We start from the raw sequence: 13,744 nt of genomic DNA on the forward strand, positions 1-13,744 counted from the left end.
AGATAATCGACGGATGCCCGAAACCTTCGTTGACCTGGGATTCGTCACCGCGCCCTCCGGGGTGGTGGTGCTCGGCATGGCCACCTGGATCGACTACTGGCGGGAGCTGGGGGATCCGTTGCCGGTGCGGGCCGCGGCGGCGAAGACGGGAGGCGGTCACCTGCGGGACGAGGAGTGCGAGGCGGTCGCCGTCCCGGCCGCCGCCGACCGGCCGCTGGCGGTGCGGGCCACCACCGAGCCCTCGGCCTTCGACGAGGAGCCGACGATCGCGACGCTGGAGATCGCCCTCGGCCTGCCCTGGCCGGAGGGTGCGGAGGGCCCGGTGCTGCTCGGGGACCTGCCGGTCGACCGGAGCGGCATGGTGGTCGGCGACGCCGTCGGGCTGGACGCGTGGACGAGCCTGGACGACGAACCGGCCGACGGGCTCGCCGACCTCTCCTACTGGGGCCGGTACGAGCAGGAGGCGCACGAGCGGTTCGGCGGCGAGCGGATGCCCTCGTACGAGGGTGACGGGGGCCCGTACGGGTGGCTCGACCTCCCGGTGGCGGAGGCGGTCGCGCTGGAGGCCGAGATCGGCGCCTGGCGGGGCGGCCTGCCCGGCAGGGGAGTGGCCACCTCGGTGGAGAAGCACGTCGACTACTTCACCTTCCGGCGGGCCGGCCTGCACCACCCGCTGCACGTGGGCGCGATCGAGGTCGGCGGCTGCCAGGTGCTCGGCATCGACTGGTGCCAGGGCGACCACGCGGTCCGGCACCACGGCGGGCGGGACTGGGGCCAGGCCTTCCCGGTCACCCTCGAAGCCGACGGGGCGGGCGGGACGGTCCTGCGCTGGACCATCCCGCCCTACGGCGAGGACGAGGACGAGGGAGACGCCTGAGGGGGGAGGCCCGCCGTGTCCGGCTACGGGGCCGGGACCCAGCCCGGGACGGTGGGCAGCACCGTCTCGGCGAGCCGGGTCAGGGTCGCCTCGTCGGGCGTCAGGCCGTCGTCGCGGAAGACGACGACCTCGAAGGCCCGTCCGCCGGGTGCCGCCGGGTCCTGGGCGACGACGATGTTCCGCGTGGCGGGGCCGAGCTTCCCGCCGGGGATGACCGATGTCGCGTTGGACCAGTAGGTCGCGGCGGGGTGGCCGAGGACGGTGGCCGGCCAGGTGTAGACCCGCCGCATGTCGCGCGTGTCCTCGAGCGAGGTGCTGCTGTCCAGCAGGCTCACGACGGTGTGGGTGAGCCGCACCTCCGCCATGACGTCCGTGCCGAAGGTGATCGGCGCCGGCTGCGCGACGGTGACGCGGTCCTCGGGCGTGCCCAGCAGGGCCGGGAGGTCGGGGCGGTTGAGCGCCGCGCAGAGCGCCGGGTAGCCCGGCTTGTCGGTGGGGCGGGGCGCGGCGCACTCGGCCGGTTTTCCGGGGCCGCCCGGCTCGTGCCACGGCTTCGGGAGGTGGAGGAACCCCAGCCCCCACAGGCCGCCCAGGAGGGCGACGGCCAGGGCCGCCGCGGCCGCCGTCCGGAGGCCCGGTCGGCCGCCGCGCTTCCCGGTGTCGGTGCCGGTGCCGTCGGCGGTGCCGGTCGTCGCGTCGCCGTCGGTCGTTCCGGCGATGTCGGCGATGTCGGCTGTGTTTGCGGCGTCGGTGGTGTCGGCCGCGTCGGACGCCATTCCTGGATCCCCCTGTTCGAGTGGCCCGCCCCGGGCACCCGAGGGCCCCATGAGCCGGGCCGATGGTAGCGCCGGCCGTGGTGCCGGGCGGATCAGGCCCGGGCCGACCGGTTCTCCGCCGTCGGGTCCCAGAGCCCGGCGGCCTCGCCGCGCTCCAGGTGGTCGGCGTAGACGGCGGTCTTCCAGGCGATCAGCGAGCGGCACTCCTCCAGCTCCCGGATCCGCTCGTCGACCCGTTGCCGGTGGGCGTCGAGCAGCCGCAGCCGTTCGGCCTCGTTGCCCGGGCCCTGCCGGACCAGTTCGGCGAAGCGGCGCAGGTCGGCGAGCGGCATGCCGGACTCGCGGAGCCTGACGCAGATCTCCAGCCACTGCACGTCCAGCACGGCGTACCGCCGCCGCCCGCCCGCCGTGCGCCGCACCGGGCCGACCAGCAGCCCCTCGCGCTCGTAGAAGCGCAGGGCGTGCACGCTGAGCCCGGTGCGTTCGGCCACCTCGCCGATGCTGAGTTCCGTCATGTCGTCAGAGCATAGGAAGAACACCGGGGCGGGACTTGATCTAGACCGCGCTCCACTTCCTACGGTCATCGCCATGACCACCACCCAGCTCCAGCGCCGGCAGCAGCCGATCGGCTCGCCCTTCTCCGCCGCCGCCACCGCCGAGGAGGTCCTGGCGGGCCTCGACCTCTCCGGCCGTACCGCCGTCGTCACCGGCGGCTACTCCGGCCTCGGCCTGGAGACCACCCGGGCGCTGGCCGCCGCCGGGGCCGAGGTGATCGTCCCGGCCCGCCGCCCGGACACCGCCCGCGCCGCGCTCGCCGGAACCGGGAGCCGGATCGTCCCGATGGACCTCGCCGACCCCGCGAGCGTCCGGGCCGCCGCCGGGCTGGTCCGCGAGGCCACGGACCGCCTCGACCTGCTGTTCGCCGTGGCCGGGGTCATGGCCACCCCCGAGCGGCGCGTCGGGCCGGGCTGGGAGGGGCAGTTCGCCGCCAACCACCTCGGGCACTTCCTGCTCGCCTGCGAGCTGTACCCGCTGCTGGCCGCCGCCCCGGACGGCGCCCGCGTCGTCGTCAACAGCTCGGCCGGGCACTTCCTGACGGACATCCGGCGGCACGACCCGCACTTCCGCACCGGCTACGACAAGTGGCTGGCGTACGGCCAGTCCAAGACCGCCAACGCCCTGTTCGCCGTGCACCTCGACGCGCTCGGACGGGGCGACGGCGTCCGGGCGTTCGCGCTCCACCCCGGGAAGATCATCACCGGGCTCCAGCGGGAGATGACCCGGCAGGAGCAGGTCGAGCGCGGCTGGGTGGACGAGCGGGGCACCGTGATCGGCGCGGACTTCAAGTCCCCTTCCCAGGGCGCCGCCACGGGCCTGTGGGCGGCCACCTCGCCGCTGCTCGACGGCCTGGGCGGGCTCTACCTGGAGGACTGCGAGGTCGCGCGCCCCGCCGGCCCGGACACCCCGATGGACGACGGCGGCGTCCGCCCGTACGCCGTCGACCCGGACGGGGCGGCCCGCCTCTGGGAGCTCTCGCTGGCCGCGACCGGCGCCACCCCGGTGCCCCGCTGAGCCGCCGAACACGGAGCGGGAAGTCGGCCCGGCCGACTTCCCGCTCCGCGACGGCCCGGAGGCGTCAGGCGGTCAGCTCGGGGCTCCACGTGACGCCCACGTTCCCGGCGCCCCAGTTGACGATGAGCTGGGTCTGGTAGACGTGGCCCGGGGTGGGGTTGGGGACCTGCGTGCCGACGTAGTGGGACCAGCCGAGCCCGCAGCCCGCCATCGTGTCCCACCGGTAGCCGGTGCTCCGGTCGTACAGGACCAGGTCGACCGTGCAGTTGGAGTTCGCGAAGTTGGTGTACGCGTCGGCGACCAGGGTGCTCCCGTTGACGCTGACGCACGCCTGCTGGGTGCTGCCGTTGCAGCCGCCGCCCGACGCCGCGAACGCGTTGCCCGCGCCGCCGACGGTGAACGTGCCGGCCAGTGCGGCGGTTGCCAGGGCCAGTGTCGACGCCCGTGCGATCCGCTTCGTGATCATTTTCAGCTCCTCGGAGGGGGCCGGCCCCGGTGGCCGGCAGGTGATCACGGTCGGGGTGGGGCGTGGACAAGCGGTCGACGGGCGGTCGACGTTCGATGAACGGGCTGATCGGCCGCACCGGGACCCCGGGCACCGGGCGGCCGAGGCGCCCGTCAGCAGGAGAGGTTGCCGCCGCCCACGTCGGTGCCCAGGACGCCGACGAACTGCTTGAAGAGGTTGATCCGGTCGTTGCGCTGGTCCGGGTTCTTGCCGTCGCACTCCAGCGCGCCGTTGATGGTGCGGATGGTCTCGCCGAAGCCCTTGTTGTTGACGATGGCGTCGTGCGCCGTCATCCGGCCGGCGCCGTTCTGGGTGTTCCAGAACCAGAGCGCGGTCTTCCAGGACGTCGCCGGGTTCTTCTCGACCTGGTACGGGTCGTGCAGCAGGTCGATGCCCAGGGCGTCGCCGGCCGCCTTGTAGTTGAAGTTCCAGCTCAGCTGGAGCGGCCCGCGCCCGTAGTACGCGGACTGCCCGGCCGGACAGCCGTACGGCTGCGAAGTGTCGCAGTAGTGCGGGTAGTTGGCGGTGTTCTGCTCGACGATGTACTTCAGCCCGCCGGTCTCGTGGCTGACGTTGGCCAGGATGGCGGCCGCCTCGCGCTTGCGGGTCGCGGTGTCGCCGGTGGTGGTGAACTTCGGGTAGGCACCCAGGGCGTCGGTCAGGCCCTTGTACGTGTAGAAGGCGTTCCGGTTCGGGAACATCTTGTTGAACTGGGCCTCGCTCACCACGAAGGAGCCGGCGGCGGAGGCCGGGGCGGTCTGGCCGGCGACGGCGAGGGTGCTGAGCACGGCGGCGGAGGCCGCCAGCGACAGGGTGCGGGAAAGCTTCATCGGTTTCCTCGTTCCTCGGGTTTCCTTGGCGGGGGCGGCACTTCGCTCGCGAGGACTCGCGACGGCTCGGGACGGTTCGCGGGGACGCGCAGATTCGCGCAAAAGGTCGCAAAGATCCGCGAAGAGTCGCGAAGGGTCTCGACAGCTCGCGAAGGTTCGCGAAGGGCCTCCGCCATCCTGGCGGGCGGAAAGCGTCAAATATGTCCAACGGAGGTCTAAACCACTCGTACGGGTCGTATCCGATCCGGTCGTTGGACGCCGGCCGCCCTCGGGGTGATCGCCGGGCTGTCGGTCGTACCGGATAGCCTCCTTCCGAGTGGGACGGCACAACCGGGGGAGCAGGGGCGCATGAGCGGTCACACCGACGACGAGGGCGCCGAGCGCCTGGCCGCCGAGGGGGAGGTCGCGGTCGCCCGGCTGGCGATCGACTCCGGGGACCTGACGCACGCCGCCGAGCACCTCGGCGACGCGATCCTCGCCGCCCCCCAGCTGCCCGAACTGCACGAGGCACTGGCCGAGTTGTGCGCCGCGGCGGGCGGCCCGGCGGCGGCTCGCGAGCTGTTCCCGCTGGACGGCCGGGTGTACCTCGGCACGGCGGTCTGCCGGGCCCACGTGGAGGCCGCGGCGGGGGACTGGAACGCCGCCGTCGGACTGCTCGCCTCCGCCATCCAGGCCGAGCCGGCCCGCCCCTGGGCGCACGCCGCCTGGCTCGCCCGCGAGGACCTGCCCGGCCTGGTCGACCCGGACGCCGTCGCCCAGGCGGTGGCCCGCGCGACCGGCGCGCTGCCCGACCCGCTCCCGGCCGAACCGGCCGAAGCCGTACGGCCGTTCCACGACTTCGTGCAGGCCGTGCTGGACCGCCACGGCGACCACGTACTGCTGCTGGCGATGGCCTCCGGCCTGACCCGCCGGCTCGGCGACACCGCCCGCGCCGTCGAACTCGCCGACCGGGCGCACCGGTCGGCCCCCGGCTACCTGCCCGCCGTGATGCTCGGCAACGCCCTGCGCTCGGCCGGCCGCCCGGAGCAGGCGCTCGCCGTCTGGGAGGCCGAACTGGAGCGGGTCGCCCCGGACCTCGACGACTCCAACAGCTACCTCGCCGTCGACGTCGCCGAGTTGTACGGCGCGCTCGGCCGCCCCGCCGAGGGCCTGCCCTGGCTGGACCGGGTGCTCGCCGCCGTGCCCGACCACCCCAAGGCCGGCCCGGCCCGGTACGGGCTGCGCCACGCCCTCGACGGCGACCCGGCGCACCTGCTCGCCCTGGCCGACCACCACCGCGCCCACCCCGAACACGGGTACGCCCAGGAGCTGCTGGAGCGGCTGAGCCACCGGGAGCCCTGGCTCGGCCTGGTCTCCGGCGCCACCGAGGCCACCGTCAACGTGCTGCACCAGGTGCTCGCCGCCGCCGACACCAGCCGCGACACCGAGATCGAGTGCACGGCCTCCACCGTGGAGCCGCCCAGCTCGGTGCTGGCCGTCCGGCTCGCGCTGCTGCGCTCCACCGTCCGCTACCAGGCCGTCGGCGAGCCCGACCCCCGGCTGCCGCTGACCGAGCCCACCACCCGGATCTGGGCCTGGGACGGCACCGACCCGCGCCCGGCCGTCGACCCGCCCGCGCCGCAGAGCGCCGAACTCGTCCGGGCCACCGCCGAGATCTTCTGGCCGACCGTCCCCGCCGCCTACGACCACGCCGTCCGGCTGGCCGGACTGCCGCTGGACGACCTGCTCGGCGTCCTGGTCCACCCGCCGGTGCCGCGCGAGGACGACCTCGGCCGCGCCCTGCTCGCCCACCAGCCCGAACTCTGGGTGCGGGCCGTCCAGGTCTTCGCCTGCCTCGGCATCGCCCACCACCGGGCCGACCAGCCCTGGGAGGGCTCCGAGCGCCGCCGGGTGCTGCGCGACCTGCTGCTCGGGCCGGAGGACTGGGTGGTCGAGGCGGCCGGCTTCGCGCTGGTCGCGATCGGCTGGACGCAGCCGCGGACCAGGGCCGACATCGCCGAGCTGCTCCGGCAGCGGCTGCACCACGGCGCCCGGGCCCGCCGCACCCGGGCGGTGACGATCCTGCGCTCGCTGTCCGCGCTGGTGCTCGCCGCGCCCTGGACGTCCGCCGAGGACCGCGCGCTCGCCCGCCACCTGACGGCCCGGGAGGACGCCGCCGACGCGGGGGCGGAGCCGCAGGAGTCGGAGCCGCAGGCCGCGGAGCCGCAGGCCGTGGAGCCGCAGGCCCCGGCAGCGGCGGCCGCGGAGGAGGAGCCCCGGCGCGGCCGGCTGCGCCGCCTCTTCGGCCGGGGCTGAGGCTCAGTGGGGCGCGGCTAACCCACCCCGGGCAGCGGATCCTGGTCGACGTCGTACCGGGCGACCCGCTCCGCCGGGTCCCGGCACTCCGGGCCCAGCCGCAGCATCCGCGACTCCGGGTCGTGCAGCGGCCGGTGGCAGCGGCGGCAGGTCACCCGCGGGCGGAGGGTCTGCGCGGTGTCCGTCCCGGGGAGCGTCTCGGGCTCGGCCGGTCCGGGAGAGCCGGGACGGCCGGGAGGGGTGGTCGGGCTGGTCATGGTGAGACGGTAGCCGTCCGCGCCGTCAGGCCCCCGGCCGGTGCGTGAAACGATGGCCCCATGGCCACCGACCGCAGCAGCGCAGGAGACCCGGCCCGCACCCTGGCCCTGCTCTGGGGGCTCACCGCCGAGGAGAAGCCCGGCCGGCGCGGGCCCCGGCAGGCGCGCTCGACCGGCGAGATCGCCGCCGTCGCGATCGCCCTCGCCGACGCCGAGGGCGTGGACGCCGTCACCATGCGCCGGGTCGCGCAGGAGCTGGGCCTCTCCCCGATGGCGCTCTACACCTACGTGCCGGGCAAGGCCGAGCTGCTCGACCTGATGCTGGACACCGTCTACGCCACGATGCCCCGCAGCACCTCGGCCGGGGAGGGCTGGCGCGCCCGGGTCACCGCCGTCGCGGACGACAACCGGGAGCTGCACCGCGCCCACCCGTGGGTCGCCGCCGTCTCCACCAGCCGCCCGCCGCTCGGGCCCGGCCTGATGGCCAAGTACGAGTACGAGCTGCGCGCCTTCGAGGGCACCGGTCTGCCCGACGTCGACCTGGACGCCGCGCTGACCCACCTGCTCGGCTTCGTCCAGACCTGTGCCCGGATGGCCGCCGACGAGCGCGCCGCCCGGCAGGACAGCGCGATGACCGACGAGCAGTGGTGGGCCGCCAACGCCGACCTGCTCGCCCGGGTCTTCGACGCCGAGCGCTACCCGGTCGCCGCCCGGGTCGGGGCCGCGGCCGGCGAGGCGCACGGCGGCGCGTACAGCCCGGACCACGCCTACGCCTTCGGCCTGGCCCGGGTCCTGGACGGGCTCGCCGCCCTCGTCGCTGAGCGGTAGCCGAGGCCGGCAGCCCGCCCGATCACCGAGGGGAGGCGGCCTCACCGCAGGGCGGCGGCCCGTCCGTCGTACCCCTGGCGCGCCGCCTCGACCTCCGGCACCCGCCGCTCCGACCAGTGCGCCAGCGCCGCGACCAGCTCCGCCGCCTCGCGCCCCAGCGGGGTGAGGCTGTAGTCGACCCGCGGCGGGATCACCGGGTGCGCCTCGCGCAGCACGAAGCCGTCCCGCTCCAGCGTCTGGAGGGTCTGGGCGAGCATCTTCTCGCTGACCCCGGTGACCTTGCGGCGCAGCTCGCTGAACCGGTAGCCGCGCTCGTTCAGCGCGCCCAGGACCAGCACGCCCCAGCGGCTGGTGACGTGCTCCAGCACGCCCCGGGACGGACACATCCGGTCGAAGACGTCGGCGGGTGGCAGCCCGCCGGTCTTCATCTCGCTTACCTTCATGTCAGTACCCTACTTTGAAGTGCGTACTTTCGAAAGGTTAGTGCCACCCCTAGGGTGAGTTCCGAGGCCAGAACCGCAAAACGTAACCCCGAGGAGCTTCACCATGTACGTCGTCACCGGTGCCACCGGCCAGCTCGGTCGTCTCGTCGTCGAGGGCCTGCTGGCCCAGGTCCCCGCGAGCGAGGTGGCCGTCGCCGTCCGCTCCGCCGAGAAGGCCGCCGACCTGGCCGCGCGCGGCGTCGCCGTCCGCGTGGTCGACTACGACAAGCCGGAGACCCTGGCCGGCGCCTTCGCCGAGGGCGACCGGGTGCTGCTGATCTCGGGCAGCGAGGTCGGCCGCCGGATCCCGCAGCACCGGGCCGTCGTGGAGGCCGCCAAGGCCGCCGGGGTCGCGCTGCTCGCCTACACCAGCATTCCCGGCGCGGCCACCTTCCGGCTGGCCGACGAGCACAAGGCGACCGAGGAGCTGATCCTGGCCTCCGGGCTGCCGCACGCGTTCCTGCGCAACGGCTGGTACACCGAGAACTACCTGGGCGACGCGGCCGGCACGGTGGCGCGCGGCGTGGTGCTCGGCAGCGCCGGGGACGGGCGGGTCGCCACCGCCCCGCGCCGGGACTACGCGGACGCGGCGGTCGCCGTCCTGGTCGGCGAGGGCCACGAGGGCCGGGTGTACGAGCTGAGCGGCGACGCCGCGTGGAGCCTGCCCGAGCTGGCCGCCGAGCTGGCGAAGGCCTCCGGCAAGCCGGTCGGGCACCGGGATGTCACCCCGGCCGAGCACCTGGACGCGCTGGTCGGCGCGGGCCTGCCGCAGGGCTTCGCCGAGGCCCTGGTGGACGTGGACGCGGGCATCGCGCGCGGCGAGCTGGCCGGCACCCCGGGCGACCTGGCCCGGCTGATCGGCCGCCCGACCGTCCCGCTGGCCGAGTCCGTCCGCACGGCCCTCGACGCCTGAGACGACGGCTCCCGGCCCCCGGGGCACCCGCCCTGAGCTCCCGGAACGCCGGACGGGTCCGGCATGCAGGCAATGTCATGACCAAAATCCGGAAACGGAGATGACAGTCGCCCCTCCCGCCCGCTACCGTCGCCATCGACACACGCGCGCGGGAGGGCACTCGGCCATGGCGGGAACAGACCAGCAGGACAACGGCCGGGGCCTCTGGTACGGCGTCGCCGCGTACGGCATCTGGGGCCTCTTCCCCCTGTTCTGGCCGCTGCTGGAGCCGGGAGCCGCGGACGACATCCTGGCCAACCGGATGGTCTGGTCCCTGGTCGCGGTCGTCCTGCTGCTGGTCGCCCAGCGGCACTGGGGCTGGATACGCCCGCTGCTGCGCCAGCCCCGCCGGCTCGCCATGCTGGCCGGCGCGGCCACCGTGATCTCGGTCAACTGGGGCGTCTACATCTGGGCCGTCAACGCCGGCCACGTGGTCGAGACCAGCCTCGGCTACTTCATCAACCCCCTGGTCACCATCGGCTTCGGCGTCCTGGTGCTCAAGGAGCGGCTGCGCGGCGCCCAGTGGACGGCGGTGGGCATCGGCGCCGCCGCCGTCGCGGTGCTGTCCGTCGCGTACGGGCAGCTGCCCTGGATCGCCCTCACCCTGGCGCTCTCCTTCGCCACCTACGGCCTGCTGAAGAAGCAGGTCGGGCTGAGCGGCCTGGAGAGCCTGGCGGCCGAGAGCGCCTTCATGTTCCCGTTCGCCCTCGGCTACCTGGTCTACCTGGAGGTCAGCGGGCGCGGCACCTTCGGGCACACGGTGGCCGGCTCGTACGGCTGGGGGCACTCCGGGCTGCTGATGCTCAGCGGGGTGATCACCGCGATCCCGCTGCTGTTCTTCGGCGCGGCCGCCGTCCGGGTGCCGCTGACGGTGCTCGGCCTGCTGCAGTACCTGGCGCCGGTGTTCCAGTTCCTGATCGGCGTCGCGGTGTTCCACGAGTCCATGCCGCCCGCCCGCTGGGCCGGCTTCGGCCTGGTCTGGGTCGCGCTCGCGCTGCTCACCTGGGACGCGCTGCGCCAGGTGCGGGCCGACCGCGCGGTGCGGGCCGCCGCGGCGGTGCCGCAGCCCGCCCCCGTGGCGGCGGCCACCCCCGCGGCCACCCCCGCGGCCGCCCCCGCGGCCGCCCCGGAGGCCGTCACGCGCTGATGTCCCGGCTGGTGAAGCGGGACCAGGCCGCCGAGCCGAACACGGCGACGTAGGCGGCTTGGAGGCCGAGGTCCTTCAGCACCCCGTCCCAGTACATCGGCGCCCGCAGCAGGTCAGCGAAGCTCAGCCAGTAGTGGGAGAACAGGAACGGGCTGACGGCGTGCAGCTGCGGGAAGACGTCCAGGATCTGGACGGTGACCACCAGCCCGACGGTGGCGGCCATCGCCGCGATGCCGCTGCCGGTGAGCGTGGAGACGAACAGCCCGATCGCCACCAGCCCGGCCAGTGAGGCCGCGACCACCAGCGCCACCAGCAGTGCGCGCAGCAGCGCGTCGCCGAGGCCGATGGTGTCCCCGGAGATCAGCGTGACCCGGCCGAGCGGGAAGAGCAGGGCGCCCGCGGCCAGTGCCGTCACCGCGACCGCCGCCGTGGCCGCCAGGCAGAACACCAGCCCGGCGGTGAACTTGGCGGCCAGCAGCCTGGTCCGCCCGGCCGGGGCGACCAGCAGGTAGCGCAGCGTCCCGGCGGCCGCCTCGCCCGCCACCGAGTCCCCGGCGACCACGCCGACCGTCATCGGCAGGAAGACCGGCAGCGCGACCGCGAGCGCCGTGAAGACCAGGAACAGCCCGTTCTGCGTGGTCTGCGCGATGAAGCTCGGACCGCCGCCGCCCTGGTGCGGACTGTCCGTGTTGAGCTTGACCACCACCCCGATCAGGATCGGCAGCGCCGCCAGGATTCCCAGCAGCACCTTGGTGCGCATCCGGCGGAAGGTCAGGTGCAGCTCGCTGCGGAACAGCGCCAGGAACCCGGCCGCCGTCTGCGGCCGCCGGCCGGTCGTCAACGGCAGCGTCCCGCCCTCGGCCGGTGCCTCAGCCCGCGACATCGAAGCCCTCCCCGGTCAGCGCCACGAAGGCGTCCTCCAACGTGCCCCGCTCCAGCCCGAAGCCGTGCACCCGCACCCCGGCGCCGACCAGCGCCGCGCACAGCCTGGGCAGCGCCTCCTCGTCCAGGACGCCCGGCTCGCCGTCCACCCGGTCCTCGCCGGGCACCAGGGCGGTGACCCGGTGGGCCGCCAGCACCTCCGCGGCCCGCGCCACGTCCGGGGTGCGGACCACCAGCCGGCCCTGCGCCCGGGCGGCCAGCTCGGCGACGGTGCCCTGCACCACCAGCCGGCCCCGGGACATCACCGCGGCATGGGTGCAGACCTGCTCGATCTCGTCCAGCAGGTGCGAGGAGAGGAACACCGTGGTGCCCTCCGCCGCGACCTCCCGGACCAGCGTCCGGATCTCCCGCATGCCCTGCGGGTCCAGCCCGTTGGTCGGCTCGTCCAGCACCAGCAGCTCGCGCGGCTGGAGCAGCGCGGAGGCCAGGCCCAGGCGCTGCTTCATGCCCAGCGAGTACGCGCGGGCCTTCTTGCCCGCCGCGGCGCTCAGGCCGACCCGGTCCAGGGCCGTGTCGACGCGCCGGCGGCGGGTGCGCGGGTCGGCGGTCGGGTCGGCGGCGTCGAAGCGCACCAGGTTGTCCCGTCCGGTGAGGAAGCCGTACAGGGCCGGGCCCTCGATCAGCGCGCCCACCCGGGGCAGCACGGTGGCGACGGACTGCGGCATCGACTCGCCGAGGACGGTGGCCGCGCCCGAGGTGGGGGCGATCAGGCCCATCAGCATCCGGATGGTGGTGGTCTTGCCGGAGCCGTTGGGGCCCAGGAAGCCGAAGACGGAGCCGCGCGGCACGGCGAGGTCCAGGCCGTCCACGGCGAGCTGGCCGCCGCGGAAGCGCTTGGTCAGGCCGCGGGTCCGGATGACGTCGTCGGAAGCCGAAGGAGTGGGAGTCGAAAGAGCGGTAGGAGCGGTAGGAGCGGGCACGGGCGCGGGGGCCGGGCGCGACGCGGCGCCCGGACCCCCGGCCGGCTCCGTAACGTCCCCCGTTACGGGAGCCTGGGTCATCCGTCAGTTCACCCCGGCGGCGTGCTGGAGGACCGGCAGGGTCACCGCGCCGGCCAGGACCCGGCCGTCGTCGGTGAGCAGGACGTTGAGCACCTTGGTGCTCACCAGGGTGCCGCCGGCGACCGGCTTGCCGAGCGACTTCACCATCGACTGCGGGTTCAGCGACTGACCGGCCCCCGCCCCGTGGCCGCCGTGCTTGCCGCCCTTGGCGTCGCCCTTCGGCGCGCCGTCCGCGGCCCCGTCCACCGCGGCGGGCAGCCGGGTGGCGAGGACCGTCGTCCAGCCCTCGCCGATCACGTCGAGGCCTGCGGGCGCCCCGGTGCCCACGTGCTCCCGGGCGTCGCCCGGCGCGCCCTTGGCCGCGTCCTGCGCCTTCTGCTCCGTCACCTTGGCGCCCTTGGGGGCGGTGAAGTCGAAGGTCTTGGCGTCCGGCCGGGCGAAGGACACCTGGGTGAAGCGGACGTTCAGCACGGTGCTGCCGTCGATGGACTTCACCGCCACCGACAGCGGCACCCCGTTGTCGGCGGCCACCGCGATCCGCACCTCGGCGAGGGTCGAACCGGACTGGGTGGGCTTCACGCTCAGCTGGTAGGCGTTCTGCCCGGCCACCTTGGCCGTCCCGGCGACGGTCACCGAGGTGGTGCCGGCGCTCGCGGCCAGGAACTGCTTGGCGGCCTCCTGCGGGGTGGTCGGCAGCTCGGACAGCGGCGTCTTGGCGTGCTCCTGGCCGGCGGCCCGACCGGTCATGTGCACCGCGGAGTTGGACGAGCTGTCCCAGGCCCAGGCCTGGTCGCCGTTGCGGACCATGGAGTAGCCGGCCATCTTCTCCAGCACGTCCACCCGCTGGCGGTCCGGGCCGTCCACCGCGATCCGCAGCGTCTGGTCCCCGCCGAGCAGGCCGAGCAGCTTGGACTGCGGGTCGGCGGTGGAGCCCCCGCCGTCACCGCCGTGCCCGCCGACCGCCCCGCCGAGGCCGGCGGCGCCGCTCAGCAGCTGGCCGGGCACGCCGAGGTCGGTCGAGATGGCGACCGACCCGGACAGCGCCTGGGTCTCGGAGCCGAGCACCTTGGCGACCAGCTGCTCCGCGCTCACCGCCGGCAGGTCGGGCGCGCTGTCGGCGGCCAGTGCCGGGACCAGTCCCACCCCCGCGGCGATCGCGGCGACCACCGCCACCGGCACCCCGGCGCGCATCAGTACGCGCCGTCGGGAGCGGTACGGCGTACCGGCGTCCAGATCGTCCCCCGCCGCCTTCTCATTGGTCATGGCGTCCTCAACTCCTC

Annotated in this window: 15 protein-coding genes; 6 read left to right on the forward strand and 9 right to left on the reverse strand. The window is 74.8% G+C overall.

Annotation, left to right across the window (positions count from 1 at the left end):
* The first annotated feature begins 13 nt into the window (after positions 1 to 13).
* Positions 14 to 877 (forward strand): hypothetical protein, encoded by an 864-nt coding sequence (locus tag ACFVU7_RS04110; protein ID WP_388044208.1) that lies wholly within the window; start codon positions 14 to 16, stop codon positions 875 to 877.
* A 23-nt stretch (positions 878 to 900) separates the two neighbouring features.
* Here ACFVU7_RS04110 and ACFVU7_RS04115 read toward each other — a convergent pair whose 3' ends face one another.
* Together ACFVU7_RS04115 and ACFVU7_RS04120 are read right to left on the reverse strand one after the other, a co-directional pair.
* Positions 901 to 1,653, reverse strand: a complete 753-nt coding sequence (locus ACFVU7_RS04115) for a DUF6215 domain-containing protein (RefSeq protein WP_388044210.1) — start codon at positions 1,651 to 1,653, stop codon at positions 901 to 903.
* A 92-nt stretch (positions 1,654 to 1,745) separates the two neighbouring features.
* Entirely contained in the window at positions 1,746 to 2,168 is a 423-nt protein-coding gene (locus tag ACFVU7_RS04120; RefSeq protein ID WP_074001245.1) for a MerR family transcriptional regulator, read from the reverse strand.
* A gap of 73 nt (positions 2,169 to 2,241) precedes the next feature.
* Between ACFVU7_RS04120 and ACFVU7_RS04125 the strand changes: the two genes are divergently transcribed.
* The gene (locus ACFVU7_RS04125; RefSeq protein WP_388044213.1) at positions 2,242 to 3,225 is read left to right on the forward strand and encodes an oxidoreductase; all 984 of its coding nucleotides are present in this window, start codon (positions 2,242 to 2,244) and stop codon (positions 3,223 to 3,225) included.
* Between the two features lie 64 nt (positions 3,226 to 3,289).
* Here ACFVU7_RS04125 and ACFVU7_RS04130 read toward each other — a convergent pair whose 3' ends face one another.
* Together ACFVU7_RS04130 and ACFVU7_RS04135 are read right to left on the reverse strand one after the other, a co-directional pair.
* Positions 3,290 to 3,691: a hypothetical protein gene (locus ACFVU7_RS04130; protein ID WP_049658920.1), complete on the reverse strand. Its 402-nt coding sequence runs from the start codon at positions 3,689 to 3,691 to the stop codon at positions 3,290 to 3,292.
* 152 nt (positions 3,692 to 3,843) lie between these two features.
* Entirely contained in the window at positions 3,844 to 4,560 is a 717-nt protein-coding gene (locus ACFVU7_RS04135) for a chitinase (RefSeq protein WP_049658918.1), read from the reverse strand.
* A gap of 348 nt (positions 4,561 to 4,908) precedes the next feature.
* Between ACFVU7_RS04135 and ACFVU7_RS04140 the strand changes: the two genes are divergently transcribed.
* Positions 4,909 to 6,855: a hypothetical protein gene (locus ACFVU7_RS04140; RefSeq protein WP_388044215.1), complete on the forward strand. Its 1,947-nt coding sequence runs from the start codon at positions 4,909 to 4,911 to the stop codon at positions 6,853 to 6,855.
* Between the two features lie 17 nt (positions 6,856 to 6,872).
* On the opposite strand, the gene ACFVU7_RS04145 is transcribed toward ACFVU7_RS04140, so the two are convergent.
* Positions 6,873 to 7,112: a DUF6011 domain-containing protein gene (locus ACFVU7_RS04145; RefSeq protein WP_388044217.1), complete on the reverse strand. Its 240-nt coding sequence runs from the start codon at positions 7,110 to 7,112 to the stop codon at positions 6,873 to 6,875.
* Positions 7,113 to 7,172: 60 nt separating this feature from the next.
* Between ACFVU7_RS04145 and ACFVU7_RS04150 the strand changes: the two genes are divergently transcribed.
* A complete protein-coding gene (locus ACFVU7_RS04150; RefSeq protein WP_388044219.1) occupies positions 7,173 to 7,940 on the forward strand; it encodes a TetR/AcrR family transcriptional regulator C-terminal domain-containing protein in 768 nt (255 codons plus the stop codon).
* A 41-nt stretch (positions 7,941 to 7,981) separates the two neighbouring features.
* Here the strand turns inward: ACFVU7_RS04150 and ACFVU7_RS04155 are convergent, their stop codons facing one another.
* The gene (locus tag ACFVU7_RS04155; RefSeq protein ID WP_117489236.1) at positions 7,982 to 8,383 is read right to left on the reverse strand and encodes a helix-turn-helix domain-containing protein; all 402 of its coding nucleotides are present in this window, start codon (positions 8,381 to 8,383) and stop codon (positions 7,982 to 7,984) included.
* A gap of 103 nt (positions 8,384 to 8,486) precedes the next feature.
* Here ACFVU7_RS04155 and ACFVU7_RS04160 point away from each other — a divergent pair, with 103 nt between their 5' ends.
* Positions 8,487 to 9,335, forward strand: coding sequence for an SDR family oxidoreductase (locus tag ACFVU7_RS04160; RefSeq protein ID WP_049659738.1), 849 nt, complete (start codon positions 8,487 to 8,489; stop codon positions 9,333 to 9,335).
* A 166-nt stretch (positions 9,336 to 9,501) separates the two neighbouring features.
* Positions 9,502 to 10,521, forward strand: a complete 1,020-nt coding sequence (gene rarD, locus ACFVU7_RS04165) for an EamA family transporter RarD (RefSeq protein WP_388044222.1) — start codon at positions 9,502 to 9,504, stop codon at positions 10,519 to 10,521.
* Here the strand turns inward: rarD and ACFVU7_RS04170 are convergent.
* From ACFVU7_RS04170 to ACFVU7_RS04180, 3 genes are read right to left on the reverse strand one after another with little or no spacing between them, the layout of a single operon-like run.
* Entirely contained in the window at positions 10,511 to 11,404 is an 894-nt protein-coding gene (locus ACFVU7_RS04170) for an ABC transporter permease (RefSeq protein WP_117489240.1), read from the reverse strand. The two genes, rarD and ACFVU7_RS04170, sit on opposite strands and share 11 nt — an antisense overlap.
* Complete coding sequence (locus ACFVU7_RS04175) at positions 11,391 to 12,464, reverse strand: ABC transporter ATP-binding protein (protein ID WP_388044224.1); 1,074 nt, start codon at positions 12,462 to 12,464, stop codon at positions 11,391 to 11,393. Before ACFVU7_RS04175 ends, ACFVU7_RS04170 begins: the two co-directional genes overlap by 14 nt.
* Positions 12,465 to 12,467: 3 nt before the next feature.
* Positions 12,468 to 13,727 (reverse strand): outer membrane lipoprotein carrier protein LolA, encoded by a 1,260-nt coding sequence (locus tag ACFVU7_RS04180; protein ID WP_388044226.1) that lies wholly within the window; start codon positions 13,725 to 13,727, stop codon positions 12,468 to 12,470.
* Positions 13,728 to 13,744 lie beyond the last annotated feature (17 nt).

It is taken from the genome of Kitasatospora sp. NPDC058046, assembly GCF_042885595.1.
GTDB lineage: Bacteria > Actinomycetota > Actinomycetes > Streptomycetales > Streptomycetaceae > Kitasatospora.